Genomic DNA, 19,466 nt, shown 5'->3' with positions numbered 1-19,466 from the left:
TGCGGGTCAGTCCCGGTTGGGTGGCAGGCCGGGCAACAGCCCTCCGCCGCCACCGGTTCCTCCGCCGCCGGGATTACCGCCTGGGTTACCTCCTGGGTTACCGCCGGGAGTGCCCCCAGGGTTACCGCCAGAGTTGTTACCCCCGGGGTTGCAGAAGATGTCGATCAGCGGGTTACAGGGGGTGCCCTGGCCGGGCTGACCCCCGGGGTTGGTCGGCGGTGGCGGTGGCTCCTTGCCGTTGCCCTTCGTGACGTCACCCTCGCCGGTGACGCTGGGCAGGGGGATCTCCTCCTGGCCCTTGAGGGCGGCGTTCATGTACTTCTCCCAGATCGGGCCAGGGAGCGTCGAACCGCCGATGTCCTTACCGCTGGCGAGCTTGATCTGCGGCTTCCTCGGATCCCGGCTGCCCACCCAGACCGCTGTGGCGTTCTGCGGGGTGTAGCCGACCGTCCAGGCGTGGGAGTTGTCCTTGTTGTCGTACTCCCAGGTGCCGGTCTTGGCGGCGGCCTGGCGGCCGTTCTCCAGGGAGATGTTGTTGGGGCGGGGGATCTGCTTCAGGACGCCGGTGACCTCGTCGGTGATCTTCTTGGGGATCCGCTGCTCCGGCTTGATGCGCTCGCTGCCAACGACCTTCCACTTGCCGGTGTCCTTGTCCTGCTGCTCCACCTTGACGACGAAGTGCGCCTTGATGTACTTGCCGTCGTTGGCGAACGTGGCCATGGCGTTGGCGTGATCGAACACGGTGATCGGGTACTTGCCGAAACCGGTGTAGTTGTCGAACGGTTTCGGCCCCTTCTTCGACAGGTCGAAGGCCTGCGGCGGGTCGACGCCCCACATGGTGGTCACGCCGGCCTTCCTGGCCATGTCGACGACCTTGTCGGCGCCGATCGTGTCGGCGACCCAATAGAAGGGAACGTTGTACGACTGGACCGTCGACTCTTCGAGCGTGCAGTACTTGCCGCACTTGAGGTTGGTGCGGTTGGCGTTACCGATCGTGTCCCTGGAGCCCTCGGGCTTGTACGGCGTGGGGTCCCAGTGCGACTTGACGGAGATGCCGGCCTCGATCGCGGCGGCCAGGGTGTACACCTTCATCGACGAGCCCGGCTGGTGCCCACCGGTCAGGTCGCCGTTCTTGTCGATGTTCTTGCCGGCGTAGTCGAAGTCGGCACCGCTGTCACCGCCGTAGTAGGCGAGCACGCGGCCTTTCTTCGGGTCGATCGAGACCACCGCCGCCATCAGGTTCTTCGGCTGGTCGTTGAGCTCGGAGCCCTTCTTCGACTGCATCGCGGTGTTCTCCGCGGCGGCCTGGAGCTTCGGGTCGATGGTGGTGGTGATCCGGTAGCCGCCATCCCGCAGCGCGTCGACGCAACTGGTCTTGCCCTCCGCACCGCTGTCGGAGCAGAGACCCATCTCGTCCATCTCTTGGCGGACGTAGTTGATGACGTTGCCGCGCGGGCTGTCGACACCGAAGCCCACGCCATCCTTCTTCGGCGGCAGCGCCTTCGGGTACTCGGTGGGCGCCGGGGGGTGGTTGGGGGAGTCCAGCCAGCCCTCCTTCTTCATGCCGCCGATCACGTAGTCCCACCGCGACCTGGCATCGGTCGGGTTGACCGCCGGGTCGAACCCCTTGTGGGTTTCGCTCGCCACCGGTTGCTTGATCACTGCGGCCAGCACTGCTCCCTCGCCGGGAGTGAGCTTGCTTGCCGGCTTGCCGAAGTAGGTCTGTGCCGCCGCCTCGATGCCGTACGCGCCGCGACCGAAGTAGATGACGTTCAGGTAGTGCTGCATGATCGTCGGCTTGTCGTACTTGTCGTTCAGCTTGGAGGCGAGGATCGCCTCCTTCACCTTCCGGCCGTACGTGTCGTCCTTGAGGTTCTCGAACGCGTTGCGGGCGTACTGCTGGGTGATCGTCGAGGCGCCCTGCTTGTCGCCGTTGGAGACGTTGTTCCATGCGGCCCGGACGATGCCCTTGTAGTCGACGCCGGAGTGCCGGTAGAAATTCCGGTCCTCCGCCGCGGCGACCGCGTCCTGCACGTGCTGCGGGATCTGCTGGATGGTCACGAAGGTGCGGTTCTCGCTGCCCAGCTTGGCGAGCTGCGTCTTGCCGTCCTTGGCGTACACGGTGGTGGACAGCGGCAGCGGCATCTCGTTCGGCATGACCACGTTTGTCGAGTAGTAGGTGAACCCGACCACGCCGATGCCGGCGAGCATGATGAAGACGGCGAACCCGGCGATCAGCAGGTTCATCCGCTTGCGCTTCTTGGCCCGGGCCGCGCCCGAGTCACCCGGACCACGGCCGCCCCGACCGGGACCGCCCGGACCGCCCGGCCCACCGGGACCGCCCGGTCCACCGGAGACCGGTGAGACGCTCGCCCGGGCGACCGCCGCACGACCACCGACCGCTGCGGAACCGACGCTGGCCCGACCCGCCGAGGCAGTGCCGACCGAGGCCGCACCGACGGCGGCAGCGCCGACAGTGGCCCGACCCGCCGGAGCGCCCGGCGCCGGGGAGACGGGCACCGAGGCCCGACCGGCGCCAGCGCGGCCAGCGGCCACACCAGGTGCCGGTGACACCGGCACCGAGGCTCGACCGGCCCGGCCGGTCGCTGCCGAACCCACCGAGGCGGACCCGGCGGCCGCGCCGCCACGCGGCGGCACCGAGGCGGACCCGCCGACCGTGGCGCGACCACCGGCGGCCCGCGGCGTCACCGAGGCCCGGCCCGGGGTCGCCGCGCCGCCCTCCGAGGCTGACCAGCCGCCCCCGCCGGAGTCACCGCCGGGTCGGCGGTACGCGTCGTCCGCGCCCGGTCCGGGGTCACCGTCTGGACCCGAGTACTGGGTCCGTCCGCGCGCAGAACTGGGATCGCCGTACGAGTTCATTCCTCACACCCTGCCGGTCGCGGTGGGGCGCGACTGCGCCGCCACCGGGTTGCCGTGAGTTGCTTCACCCGGGGCGCCGGCATGGGGGTGCCGGCCGACCGGGGTCATTGCCGTATCAATCGGGCCAATCGGGCCAACAAGCGGTCGGCCGTCCCGGGATTCGTCGGCCCCGGGGCCGGTCCAACCAGCTGAGATCACCGTTGCGCCTCTCGCCTCCGCCGCCCGGCGCCTCCGGCGCCCGCCGCGTCCTGCTCGCTGATGCCGTCGCTGTCGCCGGTCAGACCGTCCCGGCCGAGCAGGTACTGCTCGACCAGATGGTTCCAGTCGCAACCGAGGCACACCTCCACCACGAAGACCTGGAACTCACGCAGCGTCATCGCCAGCACGGGCAACTCGGTCAGTGTCCGAGCCTGGCCGGCGGACTGCTTGAGTTCGTCACCGTAAATGTAGTGGACCAGGGTCAGGTTTTCGCTGCGGCAGATCGGGCAGCGCCGGTCGGTCGGCTCGCCGTGGAACCGAGCGGCGTTCTTCAGGTACGGCGACGCGTCGCAGACGTCGTACGTGCCGACTCGTCCGGCCAGGAGCTCACGCAGCACTGCTCGCTTCTGAAGCGAGTAGTCGACGACCTGGCGCTGCGTACGCATGCGGAGAAGGGTACGCGGTCCGGCCCGACCAGGCGACCACGCTCACAATCCGTGACGACAGGGTCTCGGAACGGGGGTTTGCCCTGGCCCGCACGACCCGCTAACGTGCGATGTATCGGTCCGATACATCGCGGCGGTTACCACTTCACGCCGGAGGGTAAAGAGAGGGTGGCCAGTGCTTGAGTTCGCCATCCTCGGCCTCCTGCAGGAGTCTCCGATGCACGGCTATGAGCTGCGCAAGGAACTGACCGCCAAACTCGGCGCGATCCGGGCGGCGATCAGCTACGGCTCGCTCTATCCCACGCTACGCAGGCTGCAGGCGGCGGGATGGATCACCGAGGCTGCTGAGACACCCGCCACTGCCGAGGAGGTTCCCGCGCTGACCAGCCGACGAGGTCGGGTGGTCTACAAAATCACCGCGGAAGGCAAGGAACGCTTCGCCCAGCTGATCGCACAGGCCGGGCCCGAGACGTACGACGACACGGGCTTCGGGGTGCACTTCGCGTTCTTCGCCCGGACCGACCAGGCGACCCGACTACGCATTCTGGAGGGTCGCCGCCGCAAGATCGAGGAACGTCGCGAAGGGCTTCGTGACGTGCTTGGCCGGGCGGCCGAGCGCCTCGACGCTTACACGCTGGAACTGCAGCGCCACGGCCTTGATGCCTGTGAGCGCGAGGTCCGCTGGCTGGAGGAGCTCATCGCCAACGAGCGCTCCGGCCGAGCCCCGACGGTCCCGAACATCGGGACAGCCGGCGGCCGACGAGAAGACAACAGCCCGCCTCCGCCTGGAGAGACCAGGAATGAGCGGCCGTGACAGAAAAGAAGGAGGCAGACGCTATGGGCTCCGTCCGCGTCGCCATCGTCGGTGTGGGTAACTGCGCCTCGTCCCTGGTTCAGGGCGTCGAGTACTACCGGAACGCCAACCCGAACGACCGCGTCCCGGGTCTCATGCACGTCGCCTTCGGCGACTACCACGTCAACGCCGTGGAGTTCGTCGCGGCATTCGACGTGGACGCCAAGAAGGTGGGCATGGACCTCGCGGAGGCGATCGTCGCCAGCGAGAACAACACCATCAAGCTCTGCGACGTGCCGCCGACCGGCGTCAGCGTGCAGCGCGGTCCGACCTTCGACGGTCTGGGCCAGTACTACCGCGAGATCGTCGAGGAGTCGGACGCCACTCCGGTCGACGTGACGCAGGCGCTGCGCGACGCGCAGGTCGACGTCGTCGTCTGCTACCTGCCGGTCGGCTCCGAGCAGGCCGCCAAGTTCTACGCCCAGGCCGCGATCGACGCCGGCTGCGCGTTCGTCAACGCCCTGCCGGTCTTCATCGCCTCCGACCCCGAGTGGGCCAAGAAGTTCGAGGACGCGGGCCTGCCGATCGTCGGCGACGACATCAAGAGCCAGGTCGGTGCCACCATCGTGCACCGCGCCCTCGCGAAGCTCTTCGAGGACCGCGGCGTCGAGCTGCTGCGCACGTACCAGCTCAACTTCGGCGGCAACATGGACTTCATGAACATGCTGGAGCGCAAGCGGCTGGTCTCGAAGAAGATCTCGAAGACCCAGTCGGTCACCTCGCAGATCCCGCACGAGATGAGCAAGAGCGACGTGCACATCGGCCCGTCGGACCACGTGCCGTGGCTGGACGACCGCAAGTGGGCGTACATCCGCCTCGAGGGCCGTTCGTTCGGTGACACCCCCCTCAACGCCGAGCTCAAGCTCGAGGTGTGGGACTCGCCGAACTCGGCCGGCGTCATCATCGACGCGGTCCGGGCCGCGAAGATCGCCCTGGACCGGAAGATCGGCGGCCCGATCCTGTCGGCCTCGTCGTACTTCATGAAGTCCCCGCCGGTGCAGTACGCCGACCACGACGCCCACCAGGCCGTCGAGGAGTTCATCGCCGGTGAGGTCACGCGCTGATGCGCTGAATCATCAAGCACGCGGAAGGGCCGGGTCCGTGCGGACCCGGCCCTTCGCCGCGTTCAGCTCGACATCTCCAGGTACGGCGACAGCCGCAACGTCAACTCGTCAGTCTCGGGACCAGGCGTGTCGCAGCGCGACCCCGGCCTCCAACTCCAGCAGCTTGACCTTGCGGGGCAGGCCCCCACCGAAGCCGACCAGCTTGCCGCCCGCGCCGACGATCCGGTGACACGGCACGATCACCGGGACCGGGTTGCGGTTGCAGGCCACGCCCACCGCCCGTGCCGCTCCGGGATCGCCGACCAGCCGCGCCACCTCGCCATATGTCAGCGTCTCCCCGTACGGGATCCGGGTCATCTCCCGCCACACGGCGCGCTCGAAGTCGGAGCCACGCGGGACCGACACCGAAACGGTGAACGTGGTCAGCTCACCGGCGAAGTACGCCCGCAACTCGTCGACGGCCTGCCGGGACAGCGCGTCGTCGGGCTCGTTGGTGGCCGCCTCGAGCCGGCCGAAATGCGCGCCGCAGACGCTCGTGCCGTCGGTGGCCACGGAGAACTCACCGATGGGCGAGTCGAGCACAGTCCAGCGCATCCACCCATTCTCCCTCTCTGTTGCGGACTCGTTCGCCGGCCGGCTACCAGCGTTCTGCCGGACCGTTCGGCGTTGCGCGGCGTCGATACCGTCAAGGTCGTGGCAACGGGGACGCTCATCTTTCTGATCATCGGCGGGGCGGGCGTCGGTGTGCTCGCGCTCGCGCTGCTCGGCACCGAGTTGCTCCAGTTCGGGCACGCCGACGTTGACGGGCCGATCTCGGTCGAGACGGTCGCCGGCTTCGCCGGGGCGTTCGGGTTCGGCGCGGCCATCGTCAACGAGCTGCTCGGTGCGCGTACACCTGGCATGGTCGTCGGGGCGGTGGCCGGCGGCGTGCTCGCGGCCGTGCCCACCGGCTGGTTGGCGTCCCGGCTGAGTCGGGCGGCGCGGAACATGCGCACCGACCCCACCCCCACCCGCGACGACCTGGTCGGCGCGCTCGGCCTGGTCGTCACCCCGGTGCCGGCCAACGGGTACGGCGAGGTCCGCATTCGCCTCGCCGGCCAACCGGTCAAGCTCAGCGCCCGCGCGGACCAGCCGATCCCGATCGGCGCCCAGGTCTTCGTCGTGCAGGCGCTCAGCGAGACCAGCGTGCACGTAGAGACCTACTGACCTCCCCCTCATAGACGGGACTCCTCACATGGCCCTACTCATCGCCATCGGTGGCGCGGTCCTCCTCGCGCTCATCCTGGTGCTCTTCGTGCTCTCCCGGATCAAGGTGGCCGGCCCGAACGAGGCGTTCATCGTCACCGGTCGCAAGGGCCGCACCACCCAGACCGCCGACGGCGGGCGGTCCACCGACAACTCCGGGCAGAAGGTCGTGCTGGGCGCCTCGGTCTTCGTGCTGCCGGTGGTGCAGAAGCTCCAGTCGCTCGACCTGTCCAGCCGGCGGATCGACGTCGGCATCCGGGGCGCCGTCAGCAAGCAGGGCATCCGCGCCGACCTGCACGGCGTGGCGATCGTCAAGGTCGGCGGCACCGAGGACGCGATCCGGGCCGCCGCACAACGGTTCCTGCACCAGCAGGACGAGATCGACAACTTCACCCGGGAGGTGCTGGCCGGCGCGCTGCGCTCGATCGTCGGCCGGCTCACCGTCGAGGAGGTCATCCGGGACCGGGCGGCGTTCGCCAGCGCGGTCGCCGAGGAGGCCGAGCACTCGATGACCAACCAGGGTCTGGTGTTGGACACCTTCCAGCTCCAGGACATCCTCGCCGAAGGCTCCTACCTTCAGGACCTGGGCCGACCCGAGGCCGCCCGGGTACTCAAGGACGCGGCGATCGCCGAGGCCCGGGCCCGGCAGCAGGCCGAGCAGGAGCGGCTGCTCGCCGAGGAGGCCATCGCCGAGGCGAACCGCAACCTGGCCCTCAAGCAGGCCGGTATCCAGGCCGAGATCGACGCGGCGAAGGCGAAGTCCGCGGCGGCCGGACCACTCGCCCAGGCCGAGCGGGACCAGGCGATCCTCTCCGAACAGCAGAAGGTGGCCGAGCGCAACGCCGAACTCAAGCAGCGCCAACTCGACACCGAGGTTCGCAAGCCGGCCGACGCGGCCCGGTACAAGGTGGAGCAGGAGGCCGAGGCGTCCCGAGCAGCGGCGGTGCTGCACGCCGACGCGCAGCGTCAGTCCGTCATCGCCGCCGCGCAGGCTTCCGCCGAGCAGGCCCGCCTCACCGGTGAGGGTGAGCGGGCCCGACGGGCCGCGCTCGCCGAGGCCAACGCCATCGAGGGCGCCAAGGAGGGTGAGGCCGAGCAGCGGCGACGCTCCGCCATCGCCGAGGCCGTGGAGCGGGAAGGTCAGGCCGAGGCCGCGGCCATCCTCGCCAAGGGTGAGGCCGAGGCCGACGCGATGGCGCGCAAGGCCGAGGCGTTCGCCGCGTACGGAGAGGCAGCCGTGCTGGACCTGCTGGTCAAGGTGCTGCCGCAGGTCGTCGAGGCGGCCAGTGCGCCGATCGGGGCGATCGACAAGATGACCGTCATCTCCACCGACGGCGCGTCGTCGCTCACCAAGTCGGTGGCCGGCAACGTGGCCCAGGGCCTCCAGCTCGGCAGCGACCTCACCGGGATCGACCTGCCCGGCCTGCTGGCGCGGCTCGGTGCCGGACGGGCCGACGCCACCGCGCCGGCCACCGGGATCGACACGGTGGACGGCAGGACCGTCTCGCGCTGAGCCCGAGGGGCCCGCCGACGGTCAGGCTCTGGCCTGCCCCGGATGACCCACGAACGGCCGGCGCCCGCCGGCACCGCCTCCCGAGGGAGGGGTGCTGGCGGGCGCCGGTGGTAATTCCGTGGCTGGTTCAGGCGAGGTTCATGACGAACCGCTCGCCCGCCGAGAGGCCGAAGTCCGGACTCCAGAAGTCGAAGTCCTTGTTCGGGATGAGCTGGCTGGTGCCAGCGCTGCCGGCGCTGACCGCCTGCCCGTCGACGTTCGCGTAGATCCAGCCCGACCCGTCCGTGGTCCCGACACCCCGGTGCCAGAAGGTGAAGGCCTCCCAGGCATCGATCCTCGGGGCTGAGGCGAGCATCGGCTTCGATCCGGCACCGGTCGCCGAGACCCACTTGCCGTTGGCCAACGAACGCAGGCCGAAGTAGCCGTAGTAGTCCAGATCGAACAGCTCGAACTTCTCCCAGGTGCTGACCGACGCGACCAACGGGATCAACGGCTTGCTCCCGGCACCGTCAGCGGAGACGTACTTGCCGCTGGCTGCCGATTTGAAGCTGACGATCAGGTTCGTCTCGAGGTCGAACTTCTCCCAGGTGCTGGCGTTCGTCGCGCTGGCAATCAGCGGGCCACCGTTGCTGGGCGCACTGACGTACTTGTTGTTGACAGTGGCCCGCAGGCTCACCGTGCCGTCAATGTGGTGAACCAACTGGAACCTCTCCCAGGTGCTCACCGACGCGGCTGCGGCGATCAGTGGCTTGCTGCCGGCACCGTTGGCGCTGACGTACTTGCCGTTGACGTTCGCCCGCAGTGCGACCAAGCCGTTGCCGGCGTCGACGATGTCGAGCTTCTCCCAGCCACCGAGCACCGGGCCGACGGCGGCCAGAGGCTTGCTGCCCGCACCGTCAGCCGAGACGAAATAGCCGTTGGAACGCGCCAGCAGGCCGTGCGAGGTACGCGCGGGAGAGAGGGCCGACGCGACGTTGAGCAGACGGTCCACCCCGCCCTGCGGGTTCAGCACTGCGCCAGCGAGCCCTCGGGTCACGATCGTGTTGCGCACCTGCGCCGGGGACCACGTCGGGTTCGACTGAAGCAGCAGCGCAGCGGCTCCGGCCACGTGCGGCGCCGCCATCGAGGTCCCGCTGAAGGCCACCGACCCGTCGGTGGTTCCGCTTGCCGCCGAGACGATGTCCACGCCCGGCGCCCAGACGTCGACACACGGGCCGTAGTTCGAATCGAAGTATTCGGTCGAGGCCCGACGGTCGATCCTGTCGGTGGCTCCGACGGTGATCGCCGCCGACACCCCGGCCGGGCTGTACGCGCAGGCATCGTCCGCTTCGTTGCCGGCGGCCACCGCGTAGGTGAGACCGGTGGCGATGGAGTTGCTGACCGCTGTGGAGATCGCCGAGTCCTCCGGCCCGCCGAGGCTCATGTTGACCACGGCAGGCTTCTGCGCGTTGGCGGTCACCCAGTCGATCCCGGACAGGACCTGCTCGGTGGTGCCAAAACCCTCGCAGTCGAGGACCCGGACGGCGACCAGGTTGGCGTTCTTGGCCACGCCGTACTTCGTGCCGCCGACGGTGCCCGCCACGTGCGTGCCGTGACCGTTGCAGTCCTGCGCCACATTGTCCTGGTCGACCGCGTCGTAGCCGTTCGAGGCACGGCCACCGAAGTCGCTGTGGCTGATGTCGATGCCGGTGTCCACGATGTACGCCTTCACCCCGGCACCGGTGTTGGGGTAGGTGTAGCTGCCATTCAGCTTGGGCGAAACCTGATCGATCCGGTCCAGGCCCCAGGAGGGGGGCGAGCTCTGCGTTCCGCTCTTCTGGAAGCGGATCACCGGCTGCACGGATGCGACATCCGGGTCGGCGGCCAGCCGGCCAGCCTGCTTCGCGGTCATGGCGGCGGAGTAGCCGTTGACGGCGCTGCTGTACAGCCGACGGACACTGCCGCCGTTCTCCTTGGCCAGAGCCGAAGCGGCGGCCTTGATTTTGGCCGGGGTGGTCTTCTTGTCCTTGAGGACCACGATGTAGCGATCCGGTACGACCTCGGCGGGCTTGGCCTTGGCCAACCGGCCGTCCTGCTGGGGGGCCGTCAACTTGCTTGCGGGCTTCGGTGCCAGCGGAGCGGACGGTTCGGCCAGGGCGGCCCCACCGGTCGCGGCGCTGACGATGATGGTTGCGGAAGCGAGAGCAAGGCTCGCCACCGCCGAGCGGCGTATCACGCCACGGCGTTTCACTAGGTGATCTCCCCGTTTGGTCGTCGCCCGTCCAATCCGGAGGGCCGGACGGGCGGTGGGGTCGGCGGCGGTGTCGATGCACCGGTAGCCGACGGACGCCCAGCCATCATGGACGACGATGAAAGCGCTACACCTCAGCCATTCGGTCGATCCGCTCGCGTTTCGTCGTCGACCGGACAGCTGTGCATCGCCGTCGGCCACCTGACGGGCTCCCGCCACCTCACGGCAGATCGCGCTACACGACCAGCATCGAGGTTGAGCGCGTCAGCCGAGGATGCCCTCGGCGCGGGCCCAGCGCAGCAGCTCCGCCTCGGCGGCGTCGCGGTCCAGCGGGCCGTGCTCGAGGCGTTGTTCCTTGAGGTGCTTCCAGGCCCGCCCAACCACCGGCCCCGGCGGTACGCCGAGCAGCTCCATGATCGCGTTGCCGTCCAGGTCGGGTCGAACCCGCGCCAGGTCTTCCTCGGCCGCGATCCGGGCGATCCGGTCCTCCAGCGCGTCGTAGTCGGCCGCGAGCTGGGCGGCCTTGCGCCGGTTGCGGGTCGTGCAGTCGGAGCGGGTCAACTTGTGCAGGCGGGGCAGCAGGTCACCGGCGTCGGCGACGTAGCGGCGCACCGCCGAGTCGGTCCACTCGCCCCGCCCGTACCCGTAGAAGCGCAGGTGCAGCGCGACCAGCGCGGTCACCTGCGCTGTGACGTCCTTCGGGTAGCGCATCGCCTTCATGCGGGCCTTGGTCAGCCGGGCGCCGACCACCTCGTGGTGGTGGAAGCTGACCCGACCGTCGGAACCGACCGCCTTCGTCGCCGGCTTGCCCACGTCGTGCAGGAGGGCGGCCATCCGCAGGATGAAGTCGCAGCCTTCCTCCTCGTAGGAGACCGCGTTCTCGACGACCGTCAACGTGTGCTCGTAGACGTCCTTGTGCTGGGCGTGCTCGTCGATCTCCAGCTTCAGCCCGGTCAGCTCGGGCAGGAACCGCTCGGCCAGCCCGGTGTCGACCAGCAGCCGTAGCCCGGTGATCGGATCGGCGCCGCAGAGCAGCTTGGTGAACTCGTCGCGGATCCGCTCGGCGGTGATCCGGTCCAGGTCGGCGGCCATCTCGGTCATCGCCAGGTGCACGTCCGGGTGGACGGCGAAACGCAGCTGGGCGGCGAACCGGGCGGCACGCAGCATCCGCAGCGGGTCGTCGCCGAACGACTCACCAGGCGTACTCGGGGTACGGATCACCTTGGCCGACAGATCGTCCAGTCCACCGTGCGGGTCGGTGAACCGGTGGTCCGGCAGGCTGACCGCCATCGCGTTGATCGTGAAGTCGCGCCGCTTCAGGTCCTCGTCGAGGCTGGTGCCGTACACCACCACCGGGTTGCGGCTGACCTGGTCGTATGACTCCGCGCGGAAGGTGGTGATCTCCAGTCGGAGGCCGTCGCGCTGAGCGCCGATGGTGCCGAACTCCCGACCGGTCTCCCAGATCGACTCGGCCCAGCCCTTGATGATCCGCAGAGTCTCGTCGGGGTGCGCGTCGGTGCAGAAGTCGAGGTCATCCCCGAGTCGACCGAGCAGGGCATCCCGCACCGAACCGCCCACCAGGTGCAACTCGTGACCGGCGCGGACGAAGCGGCGGCCCAACTCGTCGGCGACCGGGGACACCCGGAGCAGTTCGGCGACGGCGTTGCGCTGCGCGGCGGTGAGTTCGCGGCGGTCGGCGGCGTGAGGAGCGGAGGCTTCGGACATGGGATCACCAGCCTATCGGGCCGGGGTGTGATCCGATCCGCCGGGCGCGGGTAACGGGTGGGGGTTGACTATGGTCTGTGGCGTGCGGGTCGGTGTCCGACTCGACGTACCCCTGGGAGGCTGGAGATGAGCGGCGGGCTCTACCGCAGCGCCAACGCCGCGAACGATGGCGGCGCTGGCGCCCGTCCCGGGGACGGCGCCACCTTCATCTCCGCCGAGCCGCTGAACCAGCCGGCCATGGAGTCGACCGCGCCGCCGCAGGAGCAGGTGGGCGAGGCGAGCGCGGCGACCAACAGCGCGGTGATGGCGATCGGCAGCCTGGTCAGCCGGGGCACCGGCTTCCTGCGCACGTTGGCGCTGACCGCCGCGCTGGGTGGGGCGCTGGTGGGTGACGCGTACACCACCGCGCAGATCCTGCCCGGAATGGTCTACGAGTTCCTGCTCGGCGGCATCCTCACCAGCGTGTTGATCCCGGTGCTTGTCCGTCGGCGCAGGGTCGACACCGATGGCGGCCAGGCGTACGCCCAGCGGCTGCTGACCCTCGCGGTGCTGACCCTGGCGGGGGCGGCCCTGCTGGCCGTGCTGTCGGCCGGACTCCTGACCAAGCTCTACGCTGGCGAGAACACCGGCGAAGACTTCCGGGGCCTGGTCAAGGCACTGTCGTACCTGATGTTGCCGATGATCTTCTTCACCGGTCTCAGTGCGCTGATCAGCGCGGTGCTCAACACCCGGGGGCACTTCGCCGCGCCGATGTGGGCGCCGATCCTCAACAACATCGTGGTGATCGCCACCGCGGGCCTGTACATCGCGATCTTCGGCGCGAAGATCGTCAAGCCGGAGGACATGACCACCGGCCGGATTTTGCTGATCGGTGGCGGCACCCTGCTCGGCGTCGCGATCCAGGCCGCCGGCCTTTTGCCAGCGTTGCGCAAGGTCGGCTTCCGGTGGAAGTTCCGGTTCGACTTCCGCACCCTCGGGCTACGGGAGCTGGGGCGTCTCGGCGGCTGGATGTTCTGCTACGTCGCGGTGAGCCAGGTCGGCCTGATCGTGATGTTCAACCTGCTGAACCGGGCAGGCAAGGAGAACGCTGCCGGCCCGCTGATCTACAACAACGTGTTCCTGCTGCTGATGATGGCGCACGGCATCATCGCCGTATCGATCATCACTGCACTGATGCCCCGGATGAGCGCGGCTGCCGCCGACGGCCGGTACTCCGACGTCGCCGCCGACCTTTCCCGGGGCACGCGCACCGTCTCGGCGGTACTCGCCCCGATCGCGGTCTGCTACGCGGTACTGGCGACTCCGCTGGCCGTGACGCTGTTCCGCTACGGCGCGTTCACCGACGAGAACGCGGCGGACACCTCGCTGGTGCTGCTCGTGGCGGCGCTGGCGCTGGTGCCGTTCGCGATCAGCCAGCTCTTCACCTTCGCCTTCTACGCCCTGCCGGACACCCGCACCCCGGCGCTGATCAACATTCCGGTGGTCGCCCTGCGGATCGGCGTGCAGGTGGTGCTCTACGTCGCCTTCGCCGCCCACTTCGCTGCGGCCGGGATGATGATCGGCAACGCCGTGTCCTACCTGGCTGCCGCCTTCGCCTCGGCGTGGCTGCTGCGGCCCCGCGTAGGCCGGATCGGGATGGGTGCCATCCTGCGGACGCTCGGTCGAGTGGCGGTTGCCGCGTTGGGGGCCGCCCTGGTCGGCCTCCTCGTCGTGAGTCTTCTGCCTGGCGGCGACAGGCCAAGTTGGATGCAGGCTGTCGTGCAGCTCGTGATCGGCGGCGTGGTGATCGGCGGGACCTACCTGGGTCTGGCCATGCTGCTGCGGATCGGGGAGATCACCGAGGTGGTCGGGATGGTTCGCCGACGGCTCGGTCGCTGAACGTCCGCATTCGATTCAACAAGTTGACAGTCATACGGACTGTGACGACGGATCACCAGGCTGGGGATGCGCCTGTGGATAACTCCGCGATTCGCCGGTCAACCGCCGCTTCGGCCTGTGGATAACCAACCGTACGGCTGAGGGTGGCGACCCGATCGGTGGGAACGTACGAGGTAGCGGAAGCGGCACGCCAGCCCAGCCCCGGCGTCGGTCACTTGCGGTGAAGCCGTAGATTAGCTAGTACATGTGCCAGCAACGTGGCTGACAACGGTCGTAACCGGACGACCTCTTCGACAGCCGGAACCCCGCCAGGTACGGCGGGAAGATGACATGTCGGAGAGACGGGCAACCCGGGTAAGGTCGCTCTCGACGGGTACGGCAGGGGCCGACGCTGGGCGTCGACACCGGTCGGCCGGTTCCTTCAACGGCAGAGCGGGAAGCCACATGCCCAGCAGTTCGGGTTCATCGATCGACACGATCACCGAGGGAGGACGGGTGACCCAGGTCGGCGAGGGTCAGGAGGCGGACGAAAGCGCTCCTCCGGTCATGACCTTCGGTGCTCCCACGGCCGGTGAAGTCCTCGCCGAGCGGTACGAACTGGTTGAGCACATCAACAACGACAGTGCGGGTCGGCTGGTCTGGCGCGGGGTCGATGTCATCCTGCGCCGTCCCGTTGCCGTGGTGCTGCGTTACCCGGGTGGCGACTCCGCCACCGAAATGCTTCAGGCCGCCGTCGCGGCCAGCCGGGTCATCCACCCCAACCTGGTCGGCGTCTACGACGCGATCGACGAGGCCGACCGGGCGTACGTGGTGCGCGAGTGGGTCGACGGGCAGTCCCTGCGGGACCTGGCGACCGACGGCCCCCTGGACCCGGCTCGGGCCACCGCGATCGGCAACGCCGTCGCGAGCGCGCTCGCCGCGGTGCACGCCACCGGCATGGTGCACGGCAACGTCCACCCCGGCACCGTCATGATCAGTGATGAGGGCCGGGTGGTCCTGGCCGACGCCCGCACCGACGGCGCCGACAGCCAGGAGAACGACATCCGGGCGGTCGGCGGGGTCCTCTACTTTGCGCTGACCGGCTCGTGGCCGCACACCGAGGCACCACTGCACGGCGCCACCGCCGGCCACGGCCGCGCCGCGATCCCGGACGCTGTTCGGGACGCCGGGGGTGCCATCGCGGCACCGCGCCAGGTTCGGGCGGGCGTTCCGGCGTACCTGGACGACCTGACCATGGATCTGCTCGACGCCGAGATCGCGCCGCCGTCCTCCGACGTGCTCGCCGCCGAGTTGGCGCGACTGGACGTGCCGGCCGAGGACGAGCACTACCTCGACAACAGCGGGCCACTGCGGTTCGCCGCCGAGACCGGGGAAGAGCCGTCGCCGCTGGCCGCGGCCGGGGGTCGCAAGGTCGCCGTCGGCATCGCTGGCCTGCTGGCCGTCGCCCTGGTCGGTCTGCTGATCGGGATCATCGCCCTGGGCGGCGACGACAAGGACCCGCAGTCCAACCCGGTCGCCGCGCCGACCTCCAGTGCCCCGGCCGGCGACGCCACCCCGGCCGCCGCGACGGCCCGCAAGCTGACAGTGAAGGACGTCCGGATCATCGACCCGGACAGCAAGGACCGCAGTGAGGTCGACGGCGCCGAGAAGGTCATCGACGGTGACGATGACAAGGGCTGGGAGACCGAGACCTACCGCGACCGGCCCAACTTCGGCAACCTGAAGAAGGGCATGGGCGTCTGGATCGACCTCGGCCAGCCGCACACCGTCAAGTCCGTGCAGGCAGTGCTGTCGGCCACCAACGCGTCCGCCCAGCTGTTCGCCGGCACTACCAACCCGCCGTCCAGCTCCAACGGTGACAAGCAGTTGGTCGCGAGCTACAAGACCGCCATCGGCCAGCCGTTCGAGGACCACGACGGCACCACCATGACGTTCAACGGCTTCGACGCCGACCAGAAATACCAGTACCTGCTGTTCTGGATCACCGAGTTGGCTCCGGCCGAGGGTGGGTTCAAGCTGGGGGTGCAGGAGATTACGGTCCAGGGGTCGTGAGCCGGGCCCCACGATCCGGGCACCGCACGCACTGGACGCGGTGATGGACGAGCGCGCCGCCGCGAGAGACCTGGAGCTGCTGCGCGCGCACGTCGCGGGAGACCGGGACGCCTTCACCGAACTGTTCCACCGGCACCGGGACCGGTTGTGGGCGGTGGCCCTGCGGACGCTCGGCGACCGCGAGGAGGCAGCCGACGCACTCCAGGACGCCCTGCTGTCGGCGCATCGGGCGGCGGCCCGCTTCCGCGGCGACTCCGCTGTCACCACCTGGCTGCACCGGATCGTGGTCAACGCCTGCCTGGACCGGATCCGACGCCGGCAGGCGCACCCCACGGTGCCGCTGCCGGACGGCAACCGGGCCGACGACGGCACCGGCGGGCTCGAGCCGGCGGCACCGACAGTGGACCACGACACAGTGCTGGTGGTCCGTGAGGCGCTCGCCGCGCTGCCCCTTGAGCAACGCGCCGCGCTGGTGCTGGTCGACGTACAGGGCTATCCGGTTGCCGAGGTCGCCCGCATCCTCGGTGTCGCCGAGGGCACTGTGAAGAGCCGGTGCGCCCGGGGTCGGGCGCGGCTGGCCGTGCTGCTCGGGCATCTTCGCCCCGCCACCGTCGCGACGCCTTCGGCCCGACCGGACCCCACCGCCCCGATCACGGGCGTGCCCGGCGTCACGCCGGGGAACCACGGCCCGGTGGAGGGCGTCGGATCGGGGTCAGGTCGATACCGGCGGGACGCCAACCAGGAGGACACGTGACGACCGAGGGGTTCCGGGAGGTCGACATCGACCTCCTCGCTGACTACCTCGGCGGGGCGTTGGACGGCACCCCGCAGCAGGACGAGGTCGCCCGACTGGTCTCGGCGGACCCGTCCTGGGCCGAGGCGTACGCGCTGCTGGCCCCCGCCGTGACCGAGGTCCGGACGGACCTCACCCGCTGGGCCGAGCCGTCCCCGGAGATGCCGTCGGCGATCACCGACCGCCTCCTGGCCGCGTTGGCCTCGGCGGAGCCGACGACCGACACCTCGACCGAGGAGGCACCCGCCGGCGCGCCCAGCGTCGATCGGGACGGCGACGCGGCGACCCCGTTGGTCGTACCGGCGCAGGGCGGGGCCGGTCGCCGGCCTCCTGCCCCCACGTCCGGCGGGTCGGGGCGCTGGGCGTCCACCGGCCCGGGCCGTCGCCGCCGGGCCCGCCGTGGCGCACCCGTGGCCGCCGCCGCGATCGCCGTCATCGCCGTCGCGCTGGGCCTCAACCAGCTCTCGATGCGGGCGTCGAACGACTCCGGTGACACCACCGCCATGAACCGGCCGGCCAGCGCGCCGGAGGGCGTCGCGGGGCCCGGGACGGCACGCACCACCGGGCCTGCACTGCGCAGCGGTACGAACTACACCCCGCAGACCCTCGGCAACGCCTACGGCACCGACGCCCCGGGCAAACCGGCTGCCAGTCGGGCGACCGGCAACAGCCCGGGCGAGCAGCCGGAGGTGGATGCCGAGGGCGAGCGCCGTCCCTCGCCCGACGGGTCGGACCAGCTGGCCCGGCTTACCGACGACGCCGCGCTGACCGGCTGTCTGGCCAGCGTCGCGACGGAGCACGGATCGGCCCCACTGGTGGTCGAGGTGATCGACTACGCGCGGTTCCAGGGCGATCAGGCGCTGGTCATCCACTTCACCGACGCGACCGGCGCCCGGTGGGCCTGGGTGAGTGGCCCGGAGTGCGGAGTGCCTGGGTCCGGCTCGGACAGCCGGTATTCGGCGCGGGTAGGGTGAATCCACGGTCAATGGCACGATGACCCCCCACGTGACCTGACCCACCGGATGCCCGGCTCGGGAATCCCCGGTTCGTACGATGACGTTCTGGAAGTCAGCTGCCGGCCCCACCCAGGCGTCGGCAACTCGGATCAGCATCGGTGCTCGCGCCGACGCCGAACACACACAACTCGGGAGACGGCAGTGGACGAGGTCCGCAACCTGATCATCATCGGCTCCGGGCCGGCCGGCTACACAGCGGCGGTCTACGCCGCACGTGCCAACCTGAAGCCGCTGATCATTGAGGGCGTGCAGTCCGGTGGCGCGCTGATGACCACGACCGAGGTGGAAAACTTTCCCGGCTTCGCCGACGGCATCCTCGGCCCCGAGCTGATGGACAACATGCGCAAGCAGGCCGAGCGGTTCGGCGCCGAGTTCCTCACCGACGACGTGACCCGCGTCGAGCTGGTGGACACCGGCGACGCCGGCTCCGGCGCGGTGAGCACCGTCTGGGTTGGCGAGACCGCCTACCGGGCGCGATCCATCATCCTCTCCACCGGTTCGGCCTGGCGTCCGCTGGGCGTGCCCGGTGAGCAGGAGTTCCTGGGCCACGGCGTCTCCGCGTGTGCCACCTGTGACGGCTTCTTCTTCCGCAACCAGCAGATCGTGGTCGTCGGCGGCGGCGACTCCGCGATGGAGGAGGCCACCTTCCTCACCCGCTTCGCGGAGTCGGTGACCATCATCCACCGCCGCGACTCGTTCCGGGCCAGCAAGATCATGGCCGACCGGGCGCTGAGCAACGAGAAAATCAAGGTCGAGTGGAACAGCACCGTCGAGGAGATCCTCGGCGAGGACGGCAAGGTCACCGGGGTACGCGTCCGCAACGTGCACACCGGCGAGACCAAGGTGATGGACGTGACAGGCGTCTTCGTCGCCATCGGTCACGACCCTCGCAGCGAGCTGTTCCAGGGCCAGGTCGAGCTGGACGACGAGGGCTACGTGAAGGTCCACGCCCCGAGCACCCGCACCAACGTGCCCGGTGTCTTCGCCGCCGGCGACGTGGTCGACCACACCTACCGTCAGGCGATCACCGCGGCCGGCACCGGTTGTGCCGCCGCGCTCGACGCCGAGCGGTTCATCGCGACGCTCAGCTGAAACAAGGAACACATCCCGGAGGAGGGGCATAGTGGGAACAACCAAGGCGGTCACCGACAAGAGCTTCGTCGCTGACGTGCTGCAGGCCGACAAGCCGGTGCTGGTGGACTTCTGGGCGGAGTGGTGCGGGCCCTGCCGCAAGGTGTCGCCGCTGCTCGAGGAGATCGCCCGGGAGATGGGTGACCAGGTCACCATCGTCAAGCTCAACATCGACGAGAACCCGGAGACCGCGCGGGCCTACCGTGTGATGTCGGTGCCGACGCTCACCGTCTTCAAGAACGGCCAGCCGGTGCAGTCGATCGCCGGTGCCAAGCCGAAGGGCGAGCTGGTCCGGCTCATCGAGTCGGCCCTCTGACCAGCAGAAACATCAACCGAACCCCGTACCCGCTCGCCGGGTGCGGGGTTCGGTGTCTTCGTCGGCGTATTTCTCGGCCCCAGCCTCCTCGCCGCCCCGGAACGCATAGCCTCAAGCCTGGGCCGC

General features: G+C 69.6%; 15 protein-coding genes. 10 read left to right on the top strand and 5 right to left on the bottom strand.

Annotation, left to right across the window (positions count from 1 at the left end):
- Window positions 1-6: 6 nt before the first annotated feature.
- Both PSH03_RS00525 and PSH03_RS00520 read right to left on the bottom strand, forming a co-directional pair.
- Entirely contained in the window at window positions 7-2,880 is a 2,874-nt protein-coding gene (locus PSH03_RS00525; protein WP_238687927.1) for a transglycosylase domain-containing protein, read from the bottom strand.
- Window positions 2,881-3,074: 194 nt separating this feature from the next.
- Window positions 3,075-3,524, bottom strand: a complete 450-nt coding sequence (locus PSH03_RS00520; RefSeq protein ID WP_091396619.1) for a DUF5318 domain-containing protein — start codon at window positions 3,522-3,524, stop codon at window positions 3,075-3,077.
- Between the two features lie 175 nt (window positions 3,525-3,699).
- Here PSH03_RS00520 and PSH03_RS00515 point away from each other — a divergent pair, with 175 nt between their 5' ends.
- Window positions 3,700-4,338, top strand: a complete 639-nt coding sequence (locus PSH03_RS00515; protein WP_030331823.1) for a PadR family transcriptional regulator — start codon at window positions 3,700-3,702, stop codon at window positions 4,336-4,338.
- A gap of 23 nt (window positions 4,339-4,361) precedes the next feature.
- Complete coding sequence (locus tag PSH03_RS00510) at window positions 4,362-5,441, top strand: inositol-3-phosphate synthase (protein ID WP_124819940.1); 1,080 nt, start codon at window positions 4,362-4,364, stop codon at window positions 5,439-5,441.
- Between the two features lie 108 nt (window positions 5,442-5,549).
- Here the strand turns inward: PSH03_RS00510 and PSH03_RS00505 are convergent, their stop codons facing one another.
- Window positions 5,550-6,035 carry a methylated-DNA--[protein]-cysteine S-methyltransferase gene (locus tag PSH03_RS00505; protein WP_210782068.1) on the bottom strand — a complete coding sequence of 162 codons (486 nt, stop codon included), beginning with the start codon at window positions 6,033-6,035 and terminating at the stop codon, window positions 5,550-5,552.
- A 54-nt stretch (window positions 6,036-6,089) separates the two neighbouring features.
- Here PSH03_RS00505 and PSH03_RS00500 point away from each other — a divergent pair, with 54 nt between their 5' ends.
- On the top strand, window positions 6,090-6,647 hold the full coding sequence (locus PSH03_RS00500; protein WP_372494696.1) for an NfeD C-terminal domain-containing protein: 558 nt from the start codon (window positions 6,090-6,092) through the stop codon (window positions 6,645-6,647).
- A gap of 28 nt (window positions 6,648-6,675) precedes the next feature.
- On the top strand, window positions 6,676-8,199 hold the full coding sequence (locus PSH03_RS00495) for a flotillin family protein (protein ID WP_238687926.1): 1,524 nt from the start codon (window positions 6,676-6,678) through the stop codon (window positions 8,197-8,199).
- Between the two features lie 127 nt (window positions 8,200-8,326).
- On the opposite strand, the gene PSH03_RS00490 is transcribed toward PSH03_RS00495, so the two are convergent.
- Window positions 8,327-10,630, bottom strand: a complete 2,304-nt coding sequence (locus tag PSH03_RS00490) for a S8 family serine peptidase (protein ID WP_238687925.1) — start codon at window positions 10,628-10,630, stop codon at window positions 8,327-8,329.
- A gap of 63 nt (window positions 10,631-10,693) precedes the next feature.
- A complete protein-coding gene (locus PSH03_RS00485; RefSeq protein ID WP_112700307.1) occupies window positions 10,694-12,154 on the bottom strand; it encodes a CCA tRNA nucleotidyltransferase in 1,461 nt (486 codons plus the stop codon).
- A gap of 126 nt (window positions 12,155-12,280) precedes the next feature.
- Here PSH03_RS00485 and murJ point away from each other — a divergent pair, with 126 nt between their 5' ends.
- The 6 genes from murJ (at window position 12,281) to trxA (ending at window position 19,340) form a co-directional block, all read left to right on the top strand.
- A complete protein-coding gene (murJ, locus tag PSH03_RS00480; RefSeq protein ID WP_238687924.1) occupies window positions 12,281-14,032 on the top strand; it encodes a murein biosynthesis integral membrane protein MurJ in 1,752 nt (583 codons plus the stop codon).
- A 444-nt stretch (window positions 14,033-14,476) separates the two neighbouring features.
- The gene (locus PSH03_RS00475) at window positions 14,477-16,084 is read left to right on the top strand and encodes a protein kinase family protein (RefSeq protein ID WP_210782078.1); all 1,608 of its coding nucleotides are present in this window, start codon (window positions 14,477-14,479) and stop codon (window positions 16,082-16,084) included.
- Between the two features lie 43 nt (window positions 16,085-16,127).
- On the top strand, window positions 16,128-16,838 hold the full coding sequence (gene sigM / locus PSH03_RS00470) for an RNA polymerase sigma factor SigM (protein ID WP_238687923.1): 711 nt from the start codon (window positions 16,128-16,130) through the stop codon (window positions 16,836-16,838).
- A complete protein-coding gene (locus PSH03_RS00465; protein ID WP_238687922.1) occupies window positions 16,835-17,851 on the top strand; it encodes an RsmA family anti-sigma factor in 1,017 nt (338 codons plus the stop codon). Before sigM ends, PSH03_RS00465 begins: the two co-directional genes overlap by 4 nt.
- A 183-nt stretch (window positions 17,852-18,034) precedes the next feature.
- The gene (gene trxB / locus PSH03_RS00460) at window positions 18,035-18,985 is read left to right on the top strand and encodes a thioredoxin-disulfide reductase (RefSeq protein WP_091396582.1); all 951 of its coding nucleotides are present in this window, start codon (window positions 18,035-18,037) and stop codon (window positions 18,983-18,985) included.
- A 31-nt stretch (window positions 18,986-19,016) separates the two neighbouring features.
- Complete coding sequence (trxA, locus tag PSH03_RS00455) at window positions 19,017-19,340, top strand: thioredoxin (RefSeq protein WP_030331849.1); 324 nt, start codon at window positions 19,017-19,019, stop codon at window positions 19,338-19,340.
- Window positions 19,341-19,466: the final 126 nt, after the last annotated feature.

Origin of the sequence: Micromonospora salmantinae, from assembly GCF_022230905.1 — a bacterium.
Lineage (GTDB): Bacteria > Actinomycetota > Actinomycetes > Mycobacteriales > Micromonosporaceae > Micromonospora > Micromonospora salmantinae.
This window is presented reverse-complemented; position numbering and strand designations above follow the sequence as displayed.

Excerpts from the sequence above, each read along its gene's own strand:
- PSH03_RS00525 (WP_238687927.1), bottom strand. The coding sequence starts at position 2,880 with ATGAACTCGTACGGCGATCCCAGTTCTGCGCGCGGACGGACCCAGTAC.
- PSH03_RS00520 (WP_091396619.1), bottom strand. The coding sequence starts at position 3,524 with ATGCGTACGCAGCGCCAGGTCGTCGACTACTCGCTTCAGAAGCGAGCA.
- PSH03_RS00510 (WP_124819940.1), top strand. The coding sequence starts at position 4,362 with ATGGGCTCCGTCCGCGTCGCCATCGTCGGTGTGGGTAACTGCGCCTCG.
- PSH03_RS00505 (WP_210782068.1), bottom strand. The coding sequence starts at position 6,035 with ATGCGCTGGACTGTGCTCGACTCGCCCATCGGTGAGTTCTCCGTGGCC.
- PSH03_RS00495 (WP_238687926.1), top strand. The coding sequence starts at position 6,676 with ATGGCCCTACTCATCGCCATCGGTGGCGCGGTCCTCCTCGCGCTCATC.
- PSH03_RS00485 (WP_112700307.1), bottom strand. The coding sequence starts at position 12,154 with ATGTCCGAAGCCTCCGCTCCTCACGCCGCCGACCGCCGCGAACTCACC.
- murJ (WP_238687924.1), top strand. The coding sequence starts at position 12,281 with ATGAGCGGCGGGCTCTACCGCAGCGCCAACGCCGCGAACGATGGCGGC.
- PSH03_RS00475 (WP_210782078.1), top strand. The coding sequence starts at position 14,477 with ATGCCCAGCAGTTCGGGTTCATCGATCGACACGATCACCGAGGGAGGA.
- sigM (WP_238687923.1), top strand. The coding sequence starts at position 16,128 with ATGGACGAGCGCGCCGCCGCGAGAGACCTGGAGCTGCTGCGCGCGCAC.